The organism is Delftia sp. RIT313 (assembly GCF_000632165.1).
Classification (GTDB): Bacteria; Pseudomonadota; Gammaproteobacteria; order Burkholderiales; family Burkholderiaceae_C; genus Comamonas; species Comamonas acidovorans.
On the sequence record NZ_JFYT01000001.1, the window covers coordinates 101,069 to 125,066 of the forward strand.

Sequence of the window (23,998 nt, forward strand, 5' to 3'; positions counted from 1 at the left end):
TCAGGAACGGGCAGGGCTGCAGCGCGGCGCTGCCCGTTCTTGCATTCAAACGCGGTCAGGTGCGGCCAAACTCGGCCAGGTGCGGCCCGGTCCGGCCAGGCGCAGATCAGGAAGCGGGCTTGTTGCTCTCGACCACGGCGAAGGACTTCTGCACCTGGCTGGGCCAGGCGATGTCGGCACCGGCCGCGTCGGAGAAGTCGGTCTGCTTGCCATCGGTCAGCAGCCACACGCGCAGTGCGTTGCGCGCGGGATCGATCACGATGGCTCCCATCTCCTCGCCGCCCTGGTGGGGGCGCAGGCCGACGATGCTCCAGACATCGCCTTCCTTGGTCAGCGGGCCCACGGTGCGCATATTGCTCAGCAGGGTCGGGTAGCTGGTGCCCAGCAGCGCCTTGAGCCGGTCGGCCAGCACGCCTTGCTCCAGGTAGTTGGTGCCGTCATAGGGGTACTTGCCCAGGTACTCGGCCAGGCTGTCCAAGCCGGGCTCGCCAGCCTTGGCCGTGGACGGCAGGCGCGTGCGCTCGGGAAAGTTCAGCGTCAATGCGGGCGCGGGCGCGGCCACATCGAGTGCCACGGACTGCACGGCCTTGGGAGTGGGAACGGTGGGAGAGCGCGGATCACAGGCTGTCAGCGCCAGCATGGCGGCACCCAGTGCGATTCCGGCCTGCCAGGGGGAGAGCATGGAAGACATGCGCAAGCTCCTTGTCAAAGCGGATGCGAAAAAACCATGGCGCCGGTATGAAAGCCCAGGCAAGACACCGGCGCCCGTCGGCAGCCATTTTCGCACCGGGGGTTGCAAACCTTGTTTCGAGGGGCATGGATACCGTCGGACAAGGCGCCGTATTCATCAAGGGATAATCCCCGCCATGAACATGACTGCCGCGCCCCGCCCTGCCCGCTCACAGTACGAAGATTTCATGCGCCATGTCTACGAACATGGCGTGTCCAAGACCGACCGTACCGGAACGGGTACGCGCAGCGTGTTCGGGCACCAGATGCGCTTCGATCTGTCCGAAGGCTTTCCGCTGGTCACCACCAAGAAGGTGCACCTCAAATCCATCATCCTGGAACTGCTGTGGTTCCTGCGCGGCGACAGCAACGTGCGCTGGCTGCAGGAGCGCGGCTGCACCATCTGGAACGAATGGGCACGCGAGGACGGCGACCTGGGCCCGGTCTACGGCGTGCAATGGCGCAGCTGGCCCACGCCGGACGGCGGCCACATCGACCAGATCGCCGAAGTGGTCAAGCAGCTCAAGAGCAACCCGGACAGCCGCCGCATCATCGTCAGCGCCTGGAACGTGGCCGACCTGCCGCAGATGGCGCTCATGCCCTGCCACGCCTTCTTCCAGTTCTATGTGGCCGACGGCAAGCTCAGTTGCCAGCTGTACCAGCGCAGCGCGGACATCTTTTTGGGTGTTCCCTTCAACATCGCCAGCTACGCATTGCTGACCCACATGCTGGCCCAGCAATGCGACCTGCAGGTGGGCGACTTCGTCTGGACCGGCGGCGACTGCCATATCTACAACAACCACTTCACCCAGGTCGAGACCCAGCTGGCGCGCCAGCCCTTCGCCTACCCGACGCTGCAGATCAAGCGCCGGCCCGACTCCATCTTCGGCTACGAGTACGAGGACTTCGAGGTCGTCGGCTACCAGCACCACGAGCCCATCAAGGCCCCCGTGGCCGTCTGAGGCTGCAGAAAGACCCGCCCGATGGCCATCCATCTCATCTACGCACGCGCCGCCAACGGCGTCATCGGCAAGGACAATGCCATGCCCTGGCACCTGCCCGAGGACCTGGCGCACTTCAAGCAATTGACCCAGGGCTCGGCCGTGGTCATGGGCCGCAAGACCTGGGACTCGCTGCCGGCCCGCTTCAGGCCGCTGCCCGGGCGCACCAACATCGTCGTCACGCGCCAGGCGGACTGGGCGCCCGAGCCGGCCGCCCCCGGCGTGCTGCATGCCACCAGCCTGGAGCAGGCGCTGGCTCTGGGCCGCCAGGCATCGGCCGACGTCTGGGTCATGGGCGGTGCCCAGATCTACGCCCAGGCCCTGCCGCTGGCCGACAGCATCGAGGTGACCGAGATAGAGCGCGACTACGAAGGCGATGCCTTCGCCCCCACGCTCGGCCCCGAGTGGCAGGAAGCGTCACGCAGCCGCCATGTGGCCGCCAACGGGCTGCCCTACAGCTTTGTGCGCCTGCGACGACGCTGACATACCCCTGTCGCACACGGGGCTGGCGGGCGCGGCGGGTCTGTGCAAATAATGTCGTTTTTCCACGCCTTCGCCGTCTTTCGCGCCTCTTCGCCATGAGCCTCGTCCAGCCCTTGCCCCCCGGTCCGCTCGACATCGTCGGCGACATCCATGGAGAGTCCGAGGCGCTGGACCAACTGCTGGGGCACCTGGGCTACGACGCGCTGGGCCGCCATCCCCAGGGTCGGCGCCTGGTCTTCGTCGGCGACTTCTGCGACCGGGGGCCCGACAGCCCGGGCGTGCTCGCCCGCGTCGTGCCCATGCTGGAGTCGGGCCATGCGCTGGCCGTGCTCGGCAACCATGAAATCAACCTGCTGCGCGAGGATGCCAAGGACGGCTCCGGCTGGTTCTTCGACAGCCGCGTGGCCTCCGATACGCCCAAGTACGCGCCGTTCGCGCGCATGCCGCTGTGCGATATCCCTGACACCCTGGCCCTGCTGGAACGCCTGCCCATCGCCATGGAGCGCGAGGACCTGCGCGTGGTCCATGCGGCCTGGCGCCCGCAGCAGATCGCCATGGCGCGCGAGCTGCCGCTGGGCAGCGCACGCAGCGCCTACGACCACTACGAGGCCCTGGCCGCCCAGCAGGCCCAGGTCAACAAGGTGGCCGAGCGCATGCGTGCCGAACGCCAGCAATGGCCGCATGACCTGGAAGACCGCAACTGGCTGCCGCCCTTCCTGCCCGCGCACAGCGAGAGCGAACTGGCCAAGGCCATGGTCAATCCGCTCAAGGTGCTGACCTCGGGCGTGGAGCGCGAATGCCGCAATCCCTTCTACGCGGGCGGCAAGTGGCGCTTCGTCGAGCGCGTGGCATGGTGGAACGAATATGAGGATGCCCAGGCCGTGGTCGTGGGCCACTACTGGCGGCGCCTGAACCGGGGCGGCCCGTCCTTCCATGGCGCCCAGGCCGAGAACCTGTTCGGCCAGACCGGTCCGCTGTCCTGGCACGGCCGGCGCGGCAATGTGTTCTGCGTGGACTACTCGGTCGGCGGCCGCTGGAACGCCCGCCTGGCGGGCGAGGACCCGCAGCAGCGCTTCAAGCTCGCCGCCATGCGCTGGCCCGAGCGCCGCCTGGTGTTCGACGACGGCGCCCAGGCGGACAGCGAGGAGTTTGGCGTTGCGGCGGCCGCTGCCGCATAACACGCGCTAGATCCGCGGCGCGTAGCGCAGCGTCAGCAACAGCGACCTGGGCGCACCGTAGTAGTTGTTGCCCGACACCGTGTTGTAAGAAGGCACGTAGTAGCGCTTGTCCAGCAGGTTGCTGACGTTGAGCGCCACGCTCAGCTCGGGCGAGACCTGGTAGGCCACGCGTGCATTCCACAGCGCAAAGCCTGCCAGGGGAAAGGCTCGGTCGGAGCTGAGGGTGTCGGTCTGCGCATTCACGCCCGTGCCCACCGTCCAGCGGCCCAGCTCGCCCGGCAGGCGGTAGCTGCCCCACAGGCGCAGCATGTGCCGGGGCGTCCAGGTGTTGAAGATCTGGCCCTGGTAGTCGGGGTCGGACAGGTAGCGCGTGGTGTTGTAGGTGTAGCCGGCCGCCAGTTCCAGGCCTGTGGCGACCTTGCCGGAGATCTCGGCCTCCAGGCCCTGGCTGCGCACCTTGCCCGAGGAGCGCGAGCAGTACCAGTCATCACATGCAAAGCCGCTGTCGTAGTCGTTGACGGCGCGGTTTTTGTGCTCGTAGCGGAACACGGCCAATGCCATGTTCAGGCGGCCGTCGGCCATCTCGCCCTTGATGCCGGCCTCGTAGTTGCGGCCCTGCACCGGCTTGATGAGGTCACCCTGCACGGTGCGCGCGGTCTGCGGCTCGAAGACGGTGGAGTAGCTGCTGTACAGCGACCAGTTGTCGTTGAGCGCATAGACGGCACCCGCGTAGGGGATGAAACGCCCCGTGGTCTTGCTGGTGGAAGAATCGCCCGATTGCGCGCGGTAGGCGAAGTCATACCAGCCCAGGCGCCCCCCGGCGATCAGCGTGAGCGCCTGCGTGGGCCTGACACGCCAGGTGCCGTACAGGCCCTTTTGCGTGATGTCGTAATTACTGCGCACATCCGCACCACGCGCGGCGATGCTTTCCATGTCCTGCCAGGGGCGGTTGTGGTCTATATCGAAGATGTTGCCGCCCGCGGTCCAGGCGCGCACGAAGCGGTCGCTGGTGGTGTAGCCAGCGTAGTTGGCGCCCAGCAGCACTTCCTGCTCCATGCCCAGCGCCTTGAAACGGCCCGACAGCGACATGTCCAGGCCACGCTGCTGATTGTTGAAGTCCACGCCGAAATCGCCGTAGCTCATGCCACTGCCATCGGGCTTGATGGGGCCCACGGCGCGCTGGTGCACGTTGGTGTTCTTCTCGTTCATGGCCATGCCCACCATCTTGAAGCGCCAGTCCGCATTGAAGCGGTGTTCCAGGTCGGCGAACAGCATGTTCTGGTCATTGCCTGCGCGGTTCCACATGGCGCCTGTGTAGGTGGAGCGCGGCAGGCCGATGTCGCTGCCGTCGGCAAAGCGCGGCAGGCCCACGATCATGGGGCGCGAGCGGCTGTGGCGCTGTCCCACGGCCAGGCCCACCGTGGTGCTGGCGCTGATGTCGTAGTCCAGCGCCGCGTAGATGTTGCGCGTGCGGTCGCGCGTGTATTCGGTGAACCCGTGGCTGTAGTCCCCGTCCAGCACCACGCGGCCGCGCAGCGTGCCTTCGGCATTGAGCGGCGTGCTGGCATCCATCTGCAGGCCGTAGTGGTCATCGGAGCCGAGCTTGCCCGTGAAGACCACGGAGCGCTCGCGGCCCGGGCGCTTGCGCACCAGGTTGATCGCGCCGCCGGGGCTGCCCGCACCCTGCAGCAGGCCGGCCGCGCCGCGCAGGATCTCCACGCGGTCATAGAACACCAGCGACTCCTGCTCCCAGTTGCCCAGGCTGTAGGTATTGCGCGTGAACGGCAGGCCGTCGTACTGCAGCGAGTCCACCGCAAAGCCGCGCGCATTGATGGCCAGGCCTGCGCCCACGCCCTGCACGGCCACCATGCCTGTGGCGTTGTGGATGGCGTCGGGCAGGTTGGTCATGCCCTGGTCATCCATGCGCTGGCGCGTGAGCACGCTGACCGATTGCGGAATGTCCTTGAGCGCCTGCGCGGTCTTGCCCAGCGTGACCGTGCCGCTGGTGTAGGAGTCCGAGCCTTCGGTGACGCCGTCACGGATGCGCGTGTCGGTCACCATGACGGCCGGCAGGCCCGCCTCTGCCCCAGCGGCGGCCTGGCCGCGCGATGTGCGCACCTCGGGCAAGGGGCGCAGCGCATAGCCGCCATTGGGCTGCGCATGGGCGGCCAGCCCCGAGCCGGCCAGCAGCGCATCCAGGGCCGCAGGCGCTGCATGGTTTCCACTCAGGCCCGCGCTGCGCCTGCCCGCGATGTCGGCCGCCGTGTACGACAGCATGACGCGGCTTTCCTGGGCGAAGCGGGCCAGCGCGCCTTCCAGCGGGCCTGCCGGTATGGCGTAGCTGCGCACTTCGGAGGTTGACTGGGCCTGGGCCTGCGCGGTTTGCGGCGCAAGGGCTGCGCTGACGGCGCACAGCGCCAGCGTGGTGCTGGCAGCCAGTGCCAGCGAATGGCGCCGGAAGGCCGGTGCCGCAGTGTGAGCAAGTCGTTGGACCATGAAATATCTCTTCCCTGAAAAGTGGCTTCTTCAGGACTTGCCACGCGAGAAAAGAAAACACCTCATGCCAACGGGTCCAGGCATCGATCAAATTGCAACAATTCGCAACAACAACCATCCAGCCTGTCTTGGCTCATGTCCGGTTCTGCCGGGCACGCACGGTCAGCCAGTAGCGGCCAAAGCCGGTGAGCTCGATGGGCTGGGTGCGCACCAGCATGTCGAGCACGCGGTCGGTATCGTCCAGCGGATACATGCCCGAGACGCGCAGCGAGGCGAGCGCGGGATCGCAGGCCAGGCGGCCCCTGCGGTGGCGCGCCAGCTCGGCAATGAAGTCGGTCAGCGGCATGTCCCGCGCGGCCAGCAGGCCTGTGCTCCAGGCGGCGGCCAGTTCGTCGGCGGGCTGGGGCGCGTCCACGGCAAGGCGGTCAAAACCGGCTTGCTCGCCCGCGGCCAGAATGCGCACGGCCTGCGGGGCGTCTGCCGGCCGCACCTCGACCGCGCCCTCAAAGACGGCCACATGGCTGGCGCCATCGCGCTGGCGCACCGCAAAGCGCGTGCCCAGCGCACGCAGCCGCCCTTGCGCGGTTTCAACCAGAAAGGGGCGGGCCTGCGGGTCGCTGGCCGTGGTGACCAGCACCTCGCCGCCCAGCAGCCGCAGCAGGCGCTGGCTGACGTCAAAGCGCACGTCGATGGCGCTGGCCGTGTTCAGGTGGATGCGCGTGCCATCGGCCAGGGTCAGTGCCTGGCGCTCGCCGGTGGCCGTGCGGTGGTCGGCCGACCATTCGCGCCAATCGCCGCCTTGTATCCACCAGGCGCTGCTGCCCGTGAACGCGGCCAGGGCCAGCAGCTTCATGGCCTGGCGCCGGCCGCGCGCACGGCTGTGGCGCGGCTGCAGCGCCCCATGCGCCAGCGGTGCGGGCAGATCGCGCAGGTGCAGGCCGCAGGCCTCGATGTGCCGCCAGGCGCGCTCATGGTCGGGATGATCGGCACGCCAGCGCCGCCACGAGGCCTGCGTGTCCTCGCCGGCCTCGCAGGCCTGCAGGGCCACCAGCCATTGCACGGCCTGCAGGCTCACGGCTTCTGAAACGGGCGGGCCTTCAAAAACGGGCAGGCCGGTGGATGCGTGGCGGAATTCGGTCATGGGCTGGCGCTCAGCCGCCGAAGAAGCAGCAGTGCGCGGCCTTGGCGATATGGCGCTGCACGGTGGCCAGCGACAGCTGCAACTCGGCCGCGATGTCGGCCTGCTTCATGCCGTCGAGCTGCGACAGCAGGAAGGCACGGCGCACGGGGGGTGCCAGCGTGTCCAGGCGGCGGTCCAGCTCGACCAGCGTCTCCAGCAGGATGGCGCGCGTTTCGGGGCCCGGCACCTGCGGCTCGGGCAAATGCGCCAGCGTGGCCAGGTACGCCTCTTCGATCTGCCTGCGCCGCATGAAATTGGCCACCACGCCCTGCGCCACCGTGGTCAGAAAGGCACGCGGCTCGCGTGCGGCAATGGGCTCGCTGCGCGTGAGCAGGCGCATGAAAGTGTCCTGCGCCAGATCGGCCGCCTCCGTGGAATTGCCCAATCGCCGCCGCAGCCAGCCCTGGAGCCAGCCATGGTGGACGCGGTACAGCGTATCGACCTCTTGGTGCAAAGCGGCGGGGGCGGCGGGCAAGACAGGCTCCTGGTGCGGCAGCACGTGCAGGCGTGCGCCACATGAATGAGAAAGATTCTCATTCTATAAGGATTAGGCCTTGATGCCCTCCCCTTCGCAAACCGGCGCGCTCCAGAACCAGAGACACCGAGGAAGAGCCGCCTCGCACCGAGGGTGTCGTCCCCCTTCAGGAGGAAGGCGCGCAGCGCCTCAGGGGGTCTTCAAAAGCTACCGCGCAGCGTCAGCATCACATTGCGTGGCTCGCCATACCAGTTGTTGCCGCCGCTGGTGCCCACTGTGCGGTAGTAGACCTTGTCGAACAGGTTGTTCAGGTTGAGCACGGCCTGCCAGTTGCGGTTGATGCGGTACTGCACGCTGGCATTCCACACGGCATAGCCACCCTGGCTGAACTTGAAGGGCACGGCCGCGCCATCGAACTTGCCCGAGTCAGGATTGAAGGCCTTGGCCGTGCCGCTGACGAAATGTGCGCTCTGGATATTGGCCCCGCCGCCAATCGTCCATTGCGACAGCTCGCCCGGCAGGCGGTAGGTGCTCCACAGCTTGAACAGATGCTTGGGCGTGACGGAGTGGTAGATGCCTTCGATGCCCGGCGTCTTGTTGTGGTTGCGGTTGAAGGTGTAGCCGGCAAACAGCTGCCAGCCGCGCGCCAGCTCGCCCGAGATCTCGCCTTCCACGCCCTGGCTCACCACCTTGCCCTTGCTCAGCCAGCAGCAGTTCAGGCCCGCGTCGCCGATGTCGGTGTTGGGGTAGGAGGGATCGGCCACGGCCTCGCCATTGCGCTCTATGCGGTACAGGGCCATGGAGGCCATCAGCCGGCCCTCGTTGAACTCGCCCTTGGCGCCCAGCTCGAAATTGCGGCCCTTGATGGGGTCCAGCGGCGTGCCTGGCAAGGGCCCACCCAGCTTGTCGGCCTGGGACTTGTGGATCTCGGCGACGCTGCCGTAGGCCGTCCAGCGGTCGTCGATGTCGTAGACCAGGCCGCCATAGGGCGTGAAGATACCGCTCTCGCTATTGGACGACACGATGCGGCTGGTGAGATTGCCGGCCCGGTCGAAGCGCAGCCAGGGTGTCTGCGTTGCATAGCTGGCGCGGCGTGCGCCGACGATGGCCGTCAGCCGGTCCGTCAGGCTCAGGTTGAGCCGGCCGTACAGGCCCTTCTGCGTGGCGCCATAGCCCGCGAAGCTGCGCGTCTTCCAGACGAAGCTGGGCAAGGGAATGGCGCCCGGGTCGAAGCCGAACACGTTGATGCCCCCCGGCATGTCCACCTCGGACAGAAAGGTGTCCTGCGTGTCACGGATCTTGGCCCAGTCCGCGCCCAGCAGCAGCCGGTGCCTGCGCCCCAGCAGGGAGAACGTTCCGCTGACGTTGGCATCCAGCGCCTTCTTGGTGGAATAGAAGTCGTTGGAGAAGCCGTTGAGCGTGGCTCCCAGGCCCGTCGTCGGATCGACCGCGCCGGTGACGTCGGCCAACCGGCTGTCGCTGTCCACCTTGACATAGTTGGCATGGGCGCGGACGCGCCAGTCGCCCTCCAGCTTCTGTTCCAGCTGGGCAAACAGCTCCTTGTTGGTCCTGTCGTAATGGCCCCAGCCCGCCATGAGTGCCGTATGGCGCGGCAGGTGCAGATCGTCGCCATTGGCCGCGCGCGGCAGGCCACCGCGCCAGGGCAGGCTGGCCGACTTGTCGTAGCTGCCGCCCAGGGTCAGCTTGGTCGCAGGCGTGAGATCGGCTTCCACAATGCCGTAGAGCAAGGTGTTGCGCGCATCGGCGTAGTCATAGAAGAACACGCGGTCGCTGTGCGCCAGCACGGCGCGGCCGCGCACCCGGCCATCGGCAGCCAGGGGGCCCGCCACATCAAGTTCGGCCCGGCGCTGGTTCCAGCTGCCCACCGAGGCCGAGGCCAGCACCTGGGGCTGGGCCGTGGGGCGCTTTCTCACCAGGTTGATGGAGCCGCCGGGCTCGCCATTGCCGCTGTACAGGCCGTCCGCGCCGCGGATCACCTGCACGCTGTCGTACATGGCCATGTTGGGATCGAAGGTGCCCTGGCTGAAGGCATCCACCGCCGCTCCGTCGATCTGGACATTGCTGATCTGGAAGCCCCGCGCATAGAAGCTGTTGGCCGTGCCGCCCAGGCCACCCGAGCCCGCGTAGTCCACCGTCACACCCGTGGTCTGCTGCATGACGTCGCCCACGGAGACCAGGCCCTGGTCCTCGATGCGCTGGCGCGTGACCACGGAGATGGACTGCGGCGTCTCGCGCACGCTCTGCCCCTTGCCCAGCGACACGCGCGAGGCCGCATAGGAGCCCGAACCCTCCGTGGTATCGCCAGCGTGCGCCTGGGCCGTGACCAGCACCGTGCCCAGCGCAGCATCGGCTGCCGGCGACGGCTCCCTGAGCGGTGCCTTCAGCGTGTAGGCGCCCGGTACGGCATCGATCACGGTCACGCCCGTGCCGGCCAGCAGCCGGTCCAGCGCCTGGCGCGGCGTGAAGCGGCCCTGCAAGGCCGGTGAAGTGCGGCCTGCAACGATCTGCGGATCGAACAGCACCTGGTGCTGGGCCTGCTGCGTGAACTGGCGCAGCGCGCCAGCCAGCGGCTGGGACGCGATGCTGAAGGCCAGCTCCCCTGCCTGACCCGCCTGCCCCGCCTGCACGGACGATGGCTGCTGCGCCTGCACCGCCGGCTGCGCCAGCGCAACCAGGGCTGCGGCCACCAGCGACGGCATCCTTGCCCGCCGCCATGGCCTGCCCCTGTGCTGAAACTCTCCTCCCCAAATGCCCGCGCCCATGGCGGCGCTGCCGTGTTCTTTTCCTGCTTGCATCCCTGCTCCTGCTGCACTGTGTCCATTGCCCGCTGTCGCGGTGTGCGCGGTGGGTGGCAGGCAAACAGTTGAGCGTTCCACCCGCCACGCGCGTGCGCGGCCGTCGCGGTTGTTGGCTGAGCTGTGCACTGGGCAGCGGCCTGGCTGGCAACCATGGAGGCGCGAGAAAGCCCGGCCTCCATGAAGGTAAAACCCGCTACCGCGCCAAAGTGGGAACGTGGCCGAACCGAGAAAGCGAGTTGTTTACATTAATTTACAAACAGACAAGGCACTCAATGCGCCGAGATTCGCCAGCCGCCCTGCGCTTCGGCCTGCACACGCACCGGCAACAAGTGCGGCAACGAGCGCAGAAACACCTCGGGCTTGCCGGTCAGCGCCACGCCGGACACGGACAGCGCGGCCAGCCGCGCATCGCCATCCACCCGTACGGGCTGGCCCAGGTAGCGCGACAGATCGGCGGCGACCTCGGCCAGCGTTGCCTGCTGGAACACCATCTGGCCGCTGCGCCAGTCGCCCACCGTGTCCGCGCCGGCCGCCAGCGGATGCTGCGTGCCGTCGCGGGCATCGACGGACATGCCGGCACCCGCGCCCAGCAGCAGGCGCCTGCCGTCCGCAGCATGGCGGTCGGGACGCAGTTCCACCTTGCCCTCCAGCACCTTCACCACCAGCGCGGGCGGCCCGGCGCGCACATTGAAGGCCGTGCCCACCACCCGGACCTGGCTGGCGCCGCTGTCCACGGTGAAGGGCCGCGAGCGGTCGGCGGCGACCTGGAAGAAGGCCTCGCCCTGGTCCAGCACCGTCTCGCGGCGGCGCGGGTAGTAGCGCACCTGCAGCCTGGAGGAAAAATTCAGCGTGACCCGCGTGCCATCGGGCAGTTCGGCCTCGCGCACCTCGCCGGGGCCGGTGGCTATCTCGATCACATGGCTTGCGTGGTTGTCCCAGGCATACCAGCCCCCGCCCACGGCCAGCGTCGTGACCAGAGCCACCGACAGCAACGCAGGCATCAGGCCGCGGCGTGTGCGCTGACGTGCCGGCGCGGGCAAGTGGGCCTGTGTCTGCGCACGCGGCCCGCTCGCCCTGGCTTGCGGCGCAGCAGCCGCGTCGCAGGCCAGCGCCGGCCTGGGCAACTGCTGCAGGTCCAGCACCGTGCGCCCCAGGCTCTCGAAGATGCTGCGGTGCTGCGGGTCGGCGGCCAGCCAGGCGTCGAGTTCGCGCTCGTCGGCGCCGGTCCAGTCGGCTTCACGGCGGCGGGCGAAGTAGTCGGCGGCGCGGGCGTGCAGTTGCAGGCGTTGCGGGGTCAGCGTCATTCCCGGCCCTCCCCGTCCGTCGCGGCCTGCGCCAGCAGGCTCTGCATCAGGCGCATGTCTTCGGCGCTGCCGTACTGCACGCGCAGTTCGCAATAGGCCATGGCCAGCGTCACATGGTTGTGCACCATGCGGCGCGAAATGCCCATGCGCTGCGCCACCTCGGTCTGCGTGAGACCGTCGATGCTGTGCAGAACGAAGGCCTCGCGGCGGCGCTCGGGCAGCTCGGCCATGGCCTGCTCCAGCCGGCCCAGGCGTTCGCGGTGGTGCGCCGCCTGCAGGGGGTCCGAGCCCTCGCCGGCCGGCAGTTGCTGCGCCAGTTCCATGTGTTCATCCAGCGAGACCGATTCGCGCCCCGGCGCGCCCGCCGAGCGGCGCCAGGCATCGTGCGAGACATGGCGGGCGATCACGCGCAGATAGGGTTCCTGCTCCTCGGGCGGCAGGGCCTTGCCCGAGGCCGCATAGCGCACGAAGACCTCCTGCACCGCATCCTCGGCATCCTCGTGGTTGCGCATCTGCCGGCCCAGCAGGCGGCGCAGAGGCTGGTGCCAGCGCGCATACACGCGGGCCAGCAGCGAGGGAGCGGCATCATCGTCCGCACCAGGCACGCGCGCGCTCACGGGCAGGCTCCCGGCACGGCGGTCTGGACGCGGGCAGGCACGCCAGCATGGGAAACGGACAGGACGAAGAAGGACGGCACGGGCGGCGATTGTACTGAGAATGGTTCTCATCAACACCTTTGCGGCCGGCACGCGCCATGCGATGCGGGTGCTGCGGATGCCTTACCGGCCCGCTGCCCCATGCAGCGCCACCAGCGTGGGCACCACCCAGTGCGGCGCAGGCTGCGCCCCGTCGAAGCACTGGTCCTCGGACGGCACGGCGATGACGGTCATGCCGGCCTGCCGCGCCGCATGTGTTCCCGTGACGGAGTCCTCGAACACCAGGCAGCGCCCGGCCGGCACGCCCAGGCGTTGCGCCGCGAAGTGGTAGATGTCGGGCGCGGGCTTGCCGCGCACCACCTGCTCGGCCGAGACGATGGCGTCGAACGCCGGCCGCAGGCCCAGCGCATCCAGGGTGTGGTGGCACAAAGACAAAGGAGAGTTCGAGGCCAGCGCCACGCGCCAGCCCAGGGCGCGGCAGGCGCTCAGTGTTTCGCGCACGCCGGGCAGGGCCTGTCCATGCGCGCTGACCAGGGCCGCCACGCGCGCGACCACGCGGCTCTCCAGCTCGCGCTGGCTGGGCCCCTGCCAGGGCCGGTGGGCGTACCAGTGCGCGGCAACCTGCGCCGTGGTCATGGGCGCCGTCACGCGGGACATCTCGGCCGTGATGTCGATGCCGACCTCGGCAAAGGACTCGCGTTCGGCACGCTTCCAGAAGGGCTCGGAGTCTATGAGCAGGCCGTCCATGTCGAAGATGGCGGCACCGAATCCGGCCTGGCCAAGACCTGCGAACGAGGGAGCGGCTTCAGGGATTTGCATGGCGCGCATGCTAGCGCAGGCGGCAAGTGAAAGCAGTTGCTGTTAGCCTGTGCCGGCTGGCGATGGATGCAGATGCATGCGATTGCCAGCCCTTCACAATCCTTAGCGAGCCCGCAATGACCAGCCCCCTGTACACCGCCTCCATTCCCGTCCTGCAGCAGATGCTGAAAGCCCTGTCCGACGTGCTCAAAAAGGCCGAGGAACACGCCGCGCAGAAGAACATCGATCCCGACGCCCTGCTGCAGGCCCGCCTGTTCCCCGACATGTTCCCGCTGGTGCGCCAGGTGCAGATTGCTGCGGACTTCGCCAAGGGCATCGCCTCGCGCCTGGCCGGCGCCGAGGTGCCTTCGTGGCCCGACACGCAGACCAGCTTTGCCGACCTGCAGGCGCTGATCACCAAGGCGCTGGACCATGTGGGCTCGTTCGCGCCCGAGCAGTTCGCGCAAAGCGAGTCCCGCGAGATCGTGCTGCGCCCCGGCACGCCCAAGGAAAAGAAGCTGACCGCCAGCGCCTACCTGCTGCACTATGGCCTGCCGCAGTTCTTCTTCCATGTGACCACCGCCTATGCCCTGCTGCGCCACAACGGCGTCGAGGTCGGCAAGCGCGACTACATGGGCAGCTACTGAGCGTGCCGTGGCCGGTCTGGCCAGCGCTTCACTGCGCGGCCAGATCCCGGCCCCGCGTCTCCGGCAGGCACATGGCGAACATCACCACCATCACGTAGCCGGCCGTGGCGCAGATGCCGATGGCCGTGCCCAGCGACAGGCCCAGCCGGTCGCTGAACACGCCCACCAGCGCGGGGAAGGTGGCCCCGATGCCGCGGCCGAAGTTGTAGCAAAAGCCCTGGCCGGAGCCGCGCAGTTCGTTGGGGAACAGCTCGGCCAGGAAGGCTCCGGCGCCGCTGAAGATGCCCGACATGAAAAAGCCCAGCGGAAAGCCCAGCACCAGCATCCAGGCATCGGTGATGGGCAGCAGCGTATAGGCATAGGCCAGGCTGCCGGCGCCGATGGCGAACAGCGTGAAGGCCAGGCGCCGGCCCAGCCGGTCGGAGGCGTAGGCACCGCACAGGTAGCCGGCAAAGGCGCCGAAGATGAACATGAACTGGTAGCCGCCCGAGCCCAGCACCGTCAGGTGGCGCTCGTTCTTCAGGAAGGTGGGCAGCCACACGGCAATGGCGTAGTAGCCGCCCTGCATGCCGGTGAACATCAGGCTGGCCAGCACCGTGGTCTTGAGCATGCCGCCCTTGAAGATGTCCAGGAAGTGCCCGCTGCGCTCGCCCCGGCCCACGGCGGCGCGGGTCTTCAGGTAGACCTCGGGGTCCTTGACGGAACGGCGGATGAACAGGATCAGCAGGGCCGGCAGCAGGCCCAGCAGGAACATGGCCCGCCATGACATCTCGGGCGGCAGAAACGAGAACAGCGCCATGGACACCAGCACGGCCGCTCCCCAGCCTATGGCCCAGCTGCTTTGCACCAGCCCCACCGCCTTGCCACGGAAAGCCGGCCGTATGGTCTCGGCGATCAGCACCGAGCCCACGGCCCATTCGCCGCCAAAGCCCAGCCCCTGCAGCGTGCGGGCCAGCAGCAACTGGCCCGGCGTCTGCGCCAGGCCGCAGGCGAAGGTGAAAAGGGCGAACACGAGGATGGTCCACTGCAGCACGCGCACACGCCCGTAGCGGTCCGCCAGGATGCCGGCCATCCAGCCGCCGATGGCCGAGGCCACCAGGGTCGAGGTGCCGATCAGGCCGACCTCGGTCTTGCTCATGCCCCACAGCGACAGCAGGATCGGCGTGACCAGGGGCAGCGTGTAGTAGTCGAAGGAATCGACCGCGTAGCCTCCGAACGAGGCCGTCAGTGCGCGTTTTTCCCGGGGTTCGAGCTGGCCCAGCCAGCTGCCCTGCGACTGTTCGCCAGCCAGGGGCTTGGCATTTTCAAGGCTTGTCATTTTTCAGTCTCCTTGCGCTTCGGTATGCAGAAGCGTCTTGCCTTCAATGGCATTGCATCGGTGATGAACCAGGCCTGGCCGGGCGGCCCTCATCTACCACCCGGACAGACCCCTGCAGGCGGTGTGTCAGGCCGCCGTTCCGTAGCCGCCGCCCCCCGGCGTGCAGACCTCGAACACATCGCCGGGCTGCATCTGCACGGCGCCGATGTGCTCCAGCGCCTCGACCTGGCCATCGGCGCGCAGCACACGGTTGATGCCCGGCTGCCCCGGCTGGCCGCCCGCCATGCCGAAGGCCGGGTTCAGGCGCCCGTTGGACAGGATGCTGGCCGTCATGGCTTCCAGGAAGCGCACGCGCCGCACACCGCCGCTGCCCCCATGCCAGCGCCCACTGCCGCCCGAGCCTTCGCGGATGGCATAGCTGTCCAGCATGACGGGGAAGCGGAACTCCAGCACCTCCGGATCTGTCAGGCGCGAATTGGTCATGTGCGTCTGGACGACGCTGGTGCCGTTGAACCCGCGCTCCACCCGGCCCTCGGCGTCCAGCACCGCGCCCGCGCCGCTGCCGCCGGCAATGGTTTCGTAGTACTGGTGGCGCGCATTGCCGAAGGTGAAGTTGTTCATGGTGGGCTGGCTGCCCGCCATCACGCCCAGCGCGCCGAACAGCGCATTGGTGATGCAGGTGGAGGTCTCCACATTGCCCGCCACCACCGAGGCCGGTGCATTGGGGTTGAGCATGCAGCCCTGGGGAATGATGACCTTCAAGGGCTTGAGGCAGCCCGCGTTGAGCGGGATGTCGTCGTCCACCAGCGTGCGGAACACGTACAGCACGGCCGCCATGCACACGGCGCGCGGCGCATTGAAGTTGTTGGTCTGCTGGGCGCTGGTGCCCGAGAAGTCGATGACCGCGCTGCGGCCCGCCGTATCCACGGTGACGGCCACGCGGATCTGCGCGCCGTTGTCCAGCGGCAGCGTGAACTGCCCGTTCCTGAGCCGCTTGATGACGCGGCGCACCGACTCCTCGGCGTTGTCCTGCACATGGCCCATATAGGGCTGCACCACGGGCAGACCGAACTGGGCCACCATCTTGCGCAGCTCCTGCACGCCTTTTTCATTGGCCGCGATCTGGGCCTTCAGGTCGGCCAGGTTCTGGTGCGGGTTGCGGCTCGGGTACTCGCCGCTTTGCAGCAGCTCGACCATCTCCTGGCCGCGCAGCACGCCGCGATCGACCAGCTTGAAGTTGTCGATCTGCACGCCCTCTTCCTCGATGCGCGTGGAAAACGGCGGCATGGAACCGGGCGTGATGCCGCCCACGTCGGCATGGTGGCCCCGGCTGCCCACGTAGAAGGTGGGAGAGGCCTCGTCGGCCACGTACACGGGCGTGATGACCGTGATGTCGGGCAGGTGGGTGCCGCCCTGGTAAGGGTCGTTGAGCACATAGACATCGCCCTGGGCCATGCGCCCGGCGTTCTTGCGGATCACCGTCTGGATGCTCTCGCCCATGGAGCCCAGGTGCACGGGCATGTGCGGCGCATTGGCGATGAGATGGCCCTCGGCATCGAACAGCGCGCAGCTGAAGTCCAGCCGTTCCTTGATGTTCACCGAGTAGGCCGTGTTCTGCAGCTGCAGACCCATCTGCTCGGCGATGTTCATGAACAGGTTGTTGAAGACCTCCAGCAGCACCGGGTCCACCGAGGTGCCGGCCGCGTACTCGATCTTGCGCGCGACCACGCGGTCCAGCACCAGATGGTCCAGCGCCGTGAGCCGCGCCAGCCAGCCAGGCTCGACCACCGTGGTGGCATTGCGCTCGGCGATGATGGCCGGGCCGGGGATGGCGTCGCCGGGCCGCAGGTCCTCGCGCACCACCAGGGCCGCGTCATGCCAGGCACCGTCGGAGTAGATGCGCACGGTTTCGCGGCGCGGATGCTCGCGCGGCGGATGCTCCTGCAGCACCGGCTCGCTGGGCGCATCGCCCGCAATCACGGCTTCGACGGAAACGGCTTCCACCACCAGGCCCTTGCCCGCCATCAGGAAGGCGAACCGCTGGCGATAGGCCGACTCGAAGGCCGCCTGAATGTCGTCCAGCCCGCCGAAGGGCACGGCCAGGGCGGAATCCGTGCCCTCATAGCGCACATGCACGTTGTAGCGTACCTGCACGGGACTGGCGCCGACCTGCTGGCGCTCAAGCTCGGCCTTGGCCGCGTCGCCCAGCGAATCCAGCGACTCCGCGATCAGCGGCAAGGCCGCAGCAGACAGCGCCACCTCCATCGCCTGCTCACGGATGACGGTCTGGTCCGCCAGGCCCATGCCGTAGGCGCTGAGCACGCCGGCCAGCGGATGCACGAACACACGGGTCATGCCCAGGGCATCAGCCACCAGGCAGGCATGCTGGCCGCCCGCGCCGCCAAAGCACTGCAGCGTGTAGCGCGTGACGTCATAGCCGCGCGCCACGCTGATCTTCTTGATGGCGTTGGCCATCTGCTGCACGGCGATGCGGATGAAGCCTTCGGCCACTTCCTCGGGCCTGCGCCCCGTCTGCACCGCCAGCTCATCGAAGCGCGCCCGGACGGCCTCGCCATCGAGCCGCTCGTTGGCGGCCGGGCCGAACACGCTGGGGAAGTAGCGGGGCTGGACCTTGCCCACCATCACGTTCGCATCGGTCACGGCCAGGGGCCCGCCACGGCGGTAGCTCACGGGGCCGGGGTTGGCACCCGCGCTCTCCGGGCCCACGCGAAAGCGCGAGCCGTCATAGGCCAGTACCGAGCCGCCACCGGCTGCCACCGTGTGGATGCTCATCATCGGCGCGCGCATGCGCACACCGGCCACCTGGGTCTCGAACTCGCGCTCGAAGGCGCCAGCGTAGTGGCTGACATCGGTGGAGGTGCCGCCCATGTCGAAGCCGATGACCTTGTCGTGCCCGGCCAGCCCCGCCGTGCGGGCCATGCCCACGATGCCGCCGGCCGGACCGCTCAGGATGGCATCCTTGCCCTGGAAGCTGCCCGCATCGGCCAGCCCGCCGGAGGACTGCATGAAAAACAGCCGCACGCCCGGCATCTCGCCAGCGACCTGCTGTACATAGCGGCGCAAGATGGGCGAGAGGTAGGCATCGACCACCGTGGTGTCGCCCCGGCTCACGAACTTCATCAGCGGGCTGGTCTCGTGCGAGGTGCTGATCTGCGTGAATCCCGCCTGCCGCGCAATGCTCGCCGCAATCTGCTCGTGCCGCATGTAGCGGTAGCCATGCATGAAGACGATGGCCACGCTGCGCAGGCCCCGGGCATGGGCCTGCAGCAGCGCGGTGTGCAGGTGCAGCACGTCCAGTTCCTGCTGCACTTCCCCACGGGCATCCACGCGCTCAAGCGCCTCCACCACCTCGCTGTACAGCAGCTCGGGTAGCTGGATATGCCGGTCGAACAGGCGCGGGCGGTTCTGGTAGGCAATGCGCAGCGCATCACGAAAGCCCCGCGTGGTCACCAGCAGCGTGGGCTCGCCCTTGCGCTCCAGCAGCGCATTGGTGGCCACCGTGGTGCCCATCTTCACGCACTCCACAAGGTCCGGCGTGACCGGCTCGCCGGGCTTGAGGCCCAGCAGGTGGCGGATGCCGGCCACGGCCGCATCACGGTACTGCTCGGGGTTTTCCGACAGCAGCTTGTGCGTGGCCAGGCTGCCATCGGGCCGCTTGCCCACGATGTCGGTGAATGTGCCGCCGCGGTCTATCCAGAATTGCCAGCGCTTGTATTGCGGAGTGGAGCGTTCTTGCATGGTGTCGGAACCCGTTTGTCTCGAAGTTGAAGTCAGGAAAACCGTGGTCTGGAGCACGGCCCTCCGCCGGTGCCCACCACTGGCGTCCAATCTAAAAGTGCCCCTGGACCGCGTCCATCGAGAAGTTTTCGCCCCCTCTGTTCACGAAAACTGAACAGGAGCGGCCCCTTGCCGGCCGGCAACGCAAAGAAAAAGGCCCGCCGAAGCGGGCCCCATGCCAGGCAGGCAGGCCGTCAGAACGCGGCCAGATGGCTGTTGCGCAACTCCGTCACCAGCATGTGGCCCGGCTCGTGCGTGATGGCGAATGGCAGGGCCGCCGAGCGTATGGCCTGCTGGGGCGTCACGCCGCAGGCCCAGAACACGGGGATCTCCCCGGGTTTGAGCGCCATGGGCTCGCCGAAGTCCGGCCGCTCGATATCGGCAATGCCGATCTGCGCGGGGTCGCCCAGGTGCACGGGCGCGCCATGCACGCTGGGAAAGCGCGAAGTCACCTGGATCGCACGGATGGCCTGGGCGGCCGTCATGGGCCGCATGCTGACCACCATCCGGCCACCGAACCGGCCGGCCTGGCCGTTGGCAATGTCAGTGATGAACATGGGAGCGCCCCGGCCCTCGTCGATATGGCGCACGGGCACGCCGGCATCGCGCAGCGCGTCCTCGAAGGAATAGGAGCAGCCGATGACGAAGCCCACCAGGTCGTCGCGCCACAGGCCCGTGAGGTCATTCACCTGCTCGGCCCTGTGACCATCGCGAAACACCCAGTACGAGGGCAGATCGGTCTTCAGATCGATATCGCCCAGTTCGGGCACGCGGCTGCTGCCGGGCTCGGTCACGCCGATCAGCGGGCAGGACTTGGGGTTCAGCCGGGCAAAGCGCAGGAACTCCTCGCTGCACTCGCGCGGCAGTATCGCCAGGTTGCCCTGGGTGTAGCCGGGGCACTGCCCGGCCGTCTGCCCGCGAAAGCGTCCGGCGCGCACCTCCTGGCGGAACTCGGTCGGATGGGTCCAATGCGTCATGGGGGAGCCTCTATTGAATGGAGATGCCCCCCAATGTAAAAAGCAGCAGGCCACCGGTCCACTCAGGAATTGTGCGCAGCCTCCCCCAGGAAAACTGAACAGCCACTGCAGCCCGCGCAGCCTCCCCATGAACATCCGCTTTCTGGAAACCTTTGTGCTGCTGGCACGCATCGGCAGCGTGCGCCGCGTGGCCGAACTGGTGCATGCCAGCCCCGGCGCCGTCTCCATGCGCATCCGCGGGCTGGAGTCGGACCTGGGCGTGACCCTGTTCCACTGGGACCGCAAGACGCTGCAGATCACCGATGCCGGCGCCCGCTTGCTGCGGCATGCGGAAGCCGTCATCGAAGCCACACGCACCCTGGAGCGTGCCGCCAGGTCCGACGACGCCATCGGCTGCCGCCTGCGGGTCGGTGTGCTGGAGACGGCGGTACACACCTTCCTGCCCGAATTCGTCAAGGCGATGGGCACCAGCCTGCCGCACATCGAGCTGGACCTGACCGTCGATCTGAGCACCCACCTGTCGGAGCAGATGATGCGGCGCGACCTGGACCTGATCGTGCGCACCGGCAGCGGCGTGGACCCCCAGTTCGCCGTGGTCGAGAACCTGCTGGAAGTGCCTGTGCACTGGATTGCCAGGCGGGGCCTGGTACCCAGGAAGGATGGACTGCACAAGGCGCTGGGCAAGCAATTGCTGACCCAGATGCGCGGCACCGGCCCCTACGAGCAGGCCGTGGCCATGGCACAGCAGCTGGCCGTGCAAAGCGGCATGGTCTCCAGCGACCTGCGCATCTCGGGATCGCCCTCGCTGGCGGCCCTGGTCTCGCTGGTGCGCGAGGGCCTGGGCGTGGCCATCATGCACGGCATGCTGGTGGCGCCGCAGCTCGAAAGCGGGGAGCTGGTGGAGCTGGAGCTGCCCACGCCGCCCTCCTTTCGCATCACCACCTGGTACCCCAAGAGCCCGCCGCCCGGCGTCACCGACACCGCACAAGTGCTGCGCCGCGTCTGCAAGAGCTACTGCAAGCGGGTCAGCCCGCATCTGGCGCGGTACATCGGCTAGGGCGCGGATGCCGGCGGCGGCTCCTGCCCGTGCAACAGCGCCAGAAAGCTGTCGGCCGCCTGGCTCAGCGGCCGGTCACGGCGCACCAGGCTGCCGTAGGCCTGCAGGTTGCGGCGCATGCGATAGGGCAGGATGCGGACCATGCCGTGCGCGGCGCTGTCCCGGGCCACGGCCTGCGGAATCACGGCGATCAGGTCGGAGTTGCGCACCAGGTTCATGGTGGTGAGGATGGAGCCCGTCTCGATCAGGCCGCGCGGCAGCGGCAGGCCGTGGGCCTGGAATTCCTGGTCGATCAGTGCGCGCATGGGACTGCCGGGCGGCTGCAGCACCCAGCCATGGGCCTGCAGCTGCGCAAAGCCCACGCTGCGGGCACGCGCCAGCGGATGGCCGCAGCCCACGATGATGGACAGGGCCTCGTCATCAATCGTGCGGAACAGATGGGCGGGATCGGCCTTCCCGGTCTGCCGGCCCACCACCACCTCCAGCACGCCGTCCTGCAACTGCGCCAGCAGCCGGTCGCTGGTGTCCACGGCCACCTCGATGGACAGCAGCGGCCACTGGCGCTTGAGCGCCAGCAGCGCCTGTGTCAGCCGCCCCGGTGAGGCCGCCATGATGCTGCCCACGGCCAGCCGCCCCGCACAGCCCTCGCGCAGTTCCTGCAGCTCGCGGTTCAGCGCCTCCATGCCGCCGCGCAGGTGGCGGAAGTAGCCCGTCACGCGCTCGCCCGCCGCGTTCAGCTGCAGGCCGCGCCCCACGCGGTCGAACAGGGGCAGGCCCAGCGCGCTTTCCAGCTCATGCAGCATCTTGGTGGCGGCCGGCTGGCTCAGTCCCAGCTCGGCTGCGGCGCCGCGCAGCGTGCCCCTCTGGTCGATGGCCAGCATCAGCGCCACCTGCCGCATGCGCAGGCGGTTGAGCAGTTGCGGCGTGCTGTCCCTGCGGTCGATGGAGCCCATAGGAATATCCCGTGAATTGATTACCCAAGGTTATTGATTCATCAGCAACTTTCAGTTTACGGCAATCAATCATCTGCCTAGCATGGGTCCACAACAAAAGCACCGGAGACAAGACATGCAACGCCGCCCCCTGCTGCTGGCCGCAGCTGCCCTGCTGCCCGCCATCGCCCTGGCCCAAACCCCGCCCGACTGGCCCACGCGGCCCGTGCGCATGCTTGTGGGCTCGGCCCCGGGCGGCGGCACCGACGCCATGGCCCGCGCCGTGGCCGACCGGCTGGCGCCGCTGCTGCGCCAGCCGGTGATCGTGGAAAACCGCCCCGGCGTCTCCAACACCCTGGCCGTGGACATGACGGCCAAGTCCACGGACGGGCACACCATGGTGATGGGCGTCGTCACGGCCCATGCCATTGCCCCGCACCTGCTCAAGCTGGGCTACGACAGCAACCGCGACCTGGTGCCGGTGGCCTATGTGGGCGCAGTGCCCAATGTGCTGGTGGTGGGCAACAACCTGCCCGCCAACTCGGTGCAGGAACTGGTCGCCCTGGCCCGCAAGGAGCCCGGCAGGATCAACTTCGCCAGCAGCGGCACGGGCAGCACCCAGCACATCGCGGCCGAGATGTTCAAGGATGCCGCCGGCATAGAGATCACCCACGTGCCCTACAAGGGCAGCGCCGCCGCCCTGGTGGATCTGGTCAGCGGCCAGGTGCAGATGAGCTTCGACACCATGCCTTCGGTGATCGGCCAGATCAAGGCCGGCAAGCTGCGCGCCCTGGGCGTGACATCGGCCCGGCGCAACGCCCAGCTGCCCCAGGTGCCCACGCTGGCCGAGGCCGGCCTGCCCGGCGTGGAGATAGGCGCCTGGTACGGCATCTACATGCCAGCGGCCACACCCCGCGCCGTGCAGGCCCGGGTGCACGACGAGGTCAACAAGGTGCTGGCCATGCCCGAGACGCGCACGCGCCTGGAGGCCGTGGGCGCCGAGCTGCAGCCCATGGGCCAGGCGGAGTTCATCGCCTTGCACAACGCCGAGTACCAGCGCTTTGGCGAAATCATCCGCAAGAACCACATCAAGATCGACTGAGCCGCACATGCCCGCATCCGAACTTCCCGTCGTCGCCCTGACCCTGGGCGATCCCGCCGGCATAGGCGCCGAACTGATCGCACGCCTGCTGGCGCGGCCCGAGGCCATGCAAAAGGCCAACATCGTGCTGGCCGGCGACCCCTGGCTGTGGCAGCAGGGCCAGCGCATCGCGGGCCTGCAGGTGGCCACCGCGCCCATCGCCAGCATGGCCCATGCACGGGGCCGCACCGATACCGCCCTGCCCGCCTTCCTGGCCCTGGACACGGTGGCCCCCGATGCCGTGCACCAGGGCCGTGCCGAAGCCGCAGGCGGGCGCTCGGTGCTGCAGGTGCTGGACCGGTGCATGGACGCGGCCCAGGCCGGCCAGATCGACGCCATCTGCTTTGCGCCGCTCAACAAGCAGGCCATGAAGCTGGGCGGCCTGCGCCATGAAGACGAGCTGCACCACTTTGCCGAGCACCTGGGCGTCACCGGCTATTTCTGCGAATTCAATACGCTGGGCGATCTGTGGACCTCGCGCATTTCGTCGCATGTGCCGCTCAGGGACGTGGCCGGCTATCTGAGCCAGGAGCGCATCGCGCAGGCGGCCGAGCTGATCTACCGCGCGCTGCTGGCCAGCGGCATGGCGGCCCCCAAGGTGGCGGTGGCGGGCTTCAACCCGCACAACGGCGATGGCGGCACCTGCGGGCGCGAGGAGATCGACATCATCGCGCCGGCCGTGCGCGCGCTGCAGGCCCGCGACTGGCCCACGCCCGATCCGTTCCACGGCCCCTTCCCGGCCGACACCATCTTCCTGAAGGCCCAGGCGGGCGAGTACCAGGCCATCGTGACCATGTACCACGACCAGGGCCAGATCGCCATCAAGCTGCTGGGCTTCTCGCGCGGCGTGACCGTGCAGGGCGGCCTGCCGATTCCCATCACCACGCCGGCCCACGGCACGGCCTATGACATCGCGGGCCAGGGCCGGGCCAGCGTGGAGGCCACCTGGCAGGCCTTTCTGATCGCCTGCCGCATGGGCGCCGCGCGCCTGTCCTGACTGACTTCACTC

Annotated in this window: 19 protein-coding genes; 7 read left to right on the top strand and 12 right to left on the bottom strand. The window is 68.3% G+C overall.

The features are described from left to right. Window positions 1–106 precede the first annotated feature (106 nt). The gene (locus tag BW39_RS00445) at window positions 107–691 is read right to left on the bottom strand and encodes a hypothetical protein (protein ID WP_043819045.1); all 585 of its coding nucleotides are present in this window, start codon (window positions 689–691) and stop codon (window positions 107–109) included. A 175-nt stretch (window positions 692–866) separates the two neighbouring features. Here BW39_RS00445 and BW39_RS00450 point away from each other — a divergent pair, with 175 nt between their 5' ends. The 3 genes from BW39_RS00450 (at window position 867) to BW39_RS00460 (ending at window position 3,391) form a co-directional block, all read left to right on the top strand. After that, complete coding sequence (locus tag BW39_RS00450; RefSeq protein ID WP_043819048.1) at window positions 867–1,691, top strand: thymidylate synthase; 825 nt, start codon at window positions 867–869, stop codon at window positions 1,689–1,691. A gap of 21 nt (window positions 1,692–1,712) precedes the next feature. After that, window positions 1,713–2,213, top strand: coding sequence for a dihydrofolate reductase (locus BW39_RS00455; RefSeq protein ID WP_043819050.1), 501 nt, complete (start codon window positions 1,713–1,715; stop codon window positions 2,211–2,213). Between the two features lie 95 nt (window positions 2,214–2,308). Next, on the top strand, window positions 2,309–3,391 hold the full coding sequence (locus BW39_RS00460; protein ID WP_013801428.1) for a metallophosphoesterase: 1,083 nt from the start codon (window positions 2,309–2,311) through the stop codon (window positions 3,389–3,391). 6 nt (window positions 3,392–3,397) lie between these two features. Here BW39_RS00460 and BW39_RS00465 read toward each other — a convergent pair whose 3' ends face one another. From BW39_RS00465 to hxpB, 7 genes are all read right to left on the bottom strand, one after another. Further along, the gene (locus tag BW39_RS00465; protein WP_052155251.1) at window positions 3,398–5,887 is read right to left on the bottom strand and encodes a TonB-dependent siderophore receptor; all 2,490 of its coding nucleotides are present in this window, start codon (window positions 5,885–5,887) and stop codon (window positions 3,398–3,400) included. A gap of 133 nt (window positions 5,888–6,020) precedes the next feature. Further along, window positions 6,021–7,028 carry a FecR domain-containing protein gene (locus tag BW39_RS00470; RefSeq protein WP_043819052.1) on the bottom strand — a complete coding sequence of 336 codons (1,008 nt, stop codon included), beginning with the start codon at window positions 7,026–7,028 and terminating at the stop codon, window positions 6,021–6,023. A gap of 10 nt (window positions 7,029–7,038) precedes the next feature. Continuing rightward, window positions 7,039–7,542 carry a sigma-70 family RNA polymerase sigma factor gene (locus tag BW39_RS00475; RefSeq protein ID WP_043819287.1) on the bottom strand — a complete coding sequence of 168 codons (504 nt, stop codon included), beginning with the start codon at window positions 7,540–7,542 and terminating at the stop codon, window positions 7,039–7,041. A 200-nt stretch (window positions 7,543–7,742) separates the two neighbouring features. Beyond that, window positions 7,743–10,358, bottom strand: a complete 2,616-nt coding sequence (locus BW39_RS00480; protein ID WP_043819055.1) for a TonB-dependent siderophore receptor — start codon at window positions 10,356–10,358, stop codon at window positions 7,743–7,745. Between the two features lie 272 nt (window positions 10,359–10,630). Continuing rightward, on the bottom strand, window positions 10,631–11,665 hold the full coding sequence (locus tag BW39_RS00485; RefSeq protein WP_043819057.1) for a FecR family protein: 1,035 nt from the start codon (window positions 11,663–11,665) through the stop codon (window positions 10,631–10,633). Next, window positions 11,662–12,282: an RNA polymerase sigma factor gene (locus tag BW39_RS00490; protein WP_043819060.1), complete on the bottom strand. Its 621-nt coding sequence runs from the start codon at window positions 12,280–12,282 to the stop codon at window positions 11,662–11,664. Before BW39_RS00490 ends, BW39_RS00485 begins: the two co-directional genes overlap by 4 nt. A gap of 162 nt (window positions 12,283–12,444) precedes the next feature. Beyond that, on the bottom strand, window positions 12,445–13,140 hold the full coding sequence (hxpB, locus tag BW39_RS00495) for a hexitol phosphatase HxpB (RefSeq protein WP_225613948.1): 696 nt from the start codon (window positions 13,138–13,140) through the stop codon (window positions 12,445–12,447). A 116-nt stretch (window positions 13,141–13,256) separates the two neighbouring features. On the opposite strand from hxpB, the gene BW39_RS00500 reads away from it, so the two are divergent. After that, window positions 13,257–13,766: a DUF1993 domain-containing protein gene (locus tag BW39_RS00500; protein WP_016447516.1), complete on the top strand. Its 510-nt coding sequence runs from the start codon at window positions 13,257–13,259 to the stop codon at window positions 13,764–13,766. 28 nt (window positions 13,767–13,794) lie between these two features. On the opposite strand, the gene BW39_RS00505 is transcribed toward BW39_RS00500, so the two are convergent. The 3 genes from BW39_RS00505 to BW39_RS00515 all read right to left on the bottom strand — a co-directional run bounded on the left by BW39_RS00505 (window position 13,795) and on the right by BW39_RS00515 (window position 19,859). Next, window positions 13,795–15,084, bottom strand: a complete 1,290-nt coding sequence (locus BW39_RS00505) for an MFS transporter (protein ID WP_043819065.1) — start codon at window positions 15,082–15,084, stop codon at window positions 13,795–13,797. A 126-nt stretch (window positions 15,085–15,210) separates the two neighbouring features. Beyond that, entirely contained in the window at window positions 15,211–18,843 is a 3,633-nt protein-coding gene (locus BW39_RS00510; RefSeq protein ID WP_043819067.1) for a hydantoinase B/oxoprolinase family protein, read from the bottom strand. Between the two features lie 233 nt (window positions 18,844–19,076). After that, on the bottom strand, window positions 19,077–19,859 hold the full coding sequence (locus tag BW39_RS00515; RefSeq protein WP_013801417.1) for a putative hydro-lyase: 783 nt from the start codon (window positions 19,857–19,859) through the stop codon (window positions 19,077–19,079). Between the two features lie 127 nt (window positions 19,860–19,986). Here BW39_RS00515 and BW39_RS00520 point away from each other — a divergent pair, with 127 nt between their 5' ends. After that, window positions 19,987–20,916, top strand: a complete 930-nt coding sequence (locus BW39_RS00520) for a LysR family transcriptional regulator (protein WP_043819068.1) — start codon at window positions 19,987–19,989, stop codon at window positions 20,914–20,916. On the opposite strand, the gene BW39_RS00525 is transcribed toward BW39_RS00520, so the two are convergent. Next, window positions 20,913–21,869: a LysR family transcriptional regulator gene (locus BW39_RS00525; RefSeq protein ID WP_043819070.1), complete on the bottom strand. Its 957-nt coding sequence runs from the start codon at window positions 21,867–21,869 to the stop codon at window positions 20,913–20,915. The two genes, BW39_RS00520 and BW39_RS00525, sit on opposite strands and share 4 nt — an antisense overlap. Before the next feature lie 115 nt (window positions 21,870–21,984). Between BW39_RS00525 and BW39_RS00530 the strand changes: the two genes are divergently transcribed. Beyond that, the gene (locus BW39_RS00530) at window positions 21,985–22,950 is read left to right on the top strand and encodes a Bug family tripartite tricarboxylate transporter substrate binding protein (RefSeq protein ID WP_043819073.1); all 966 of its coding nucleotides are present in this window, start codon (window positions 21,985–21,987) and stop codon (window positions 22,948–22,950) included. A gap of 7 nt (window positions 22,951–22,957) precedes the next feature. After that, window positions 22,958–23,986 carry a 4-hydroxythreonine-4-phosphate dehydrogenase PdxA gene (locus BW39_RS00535; protein WP_043819075.1) on the top strand — a complete coding sequence of 343 codons (1,029 nt, stop codon included), beginning with the start codon at window positions 22,958–22,960 and terminating at the stop codon, window positions 23,984–23,986. The last annotated feature ends 12 nt before the right edge of the window (window positions 23,987–23,998 follow it).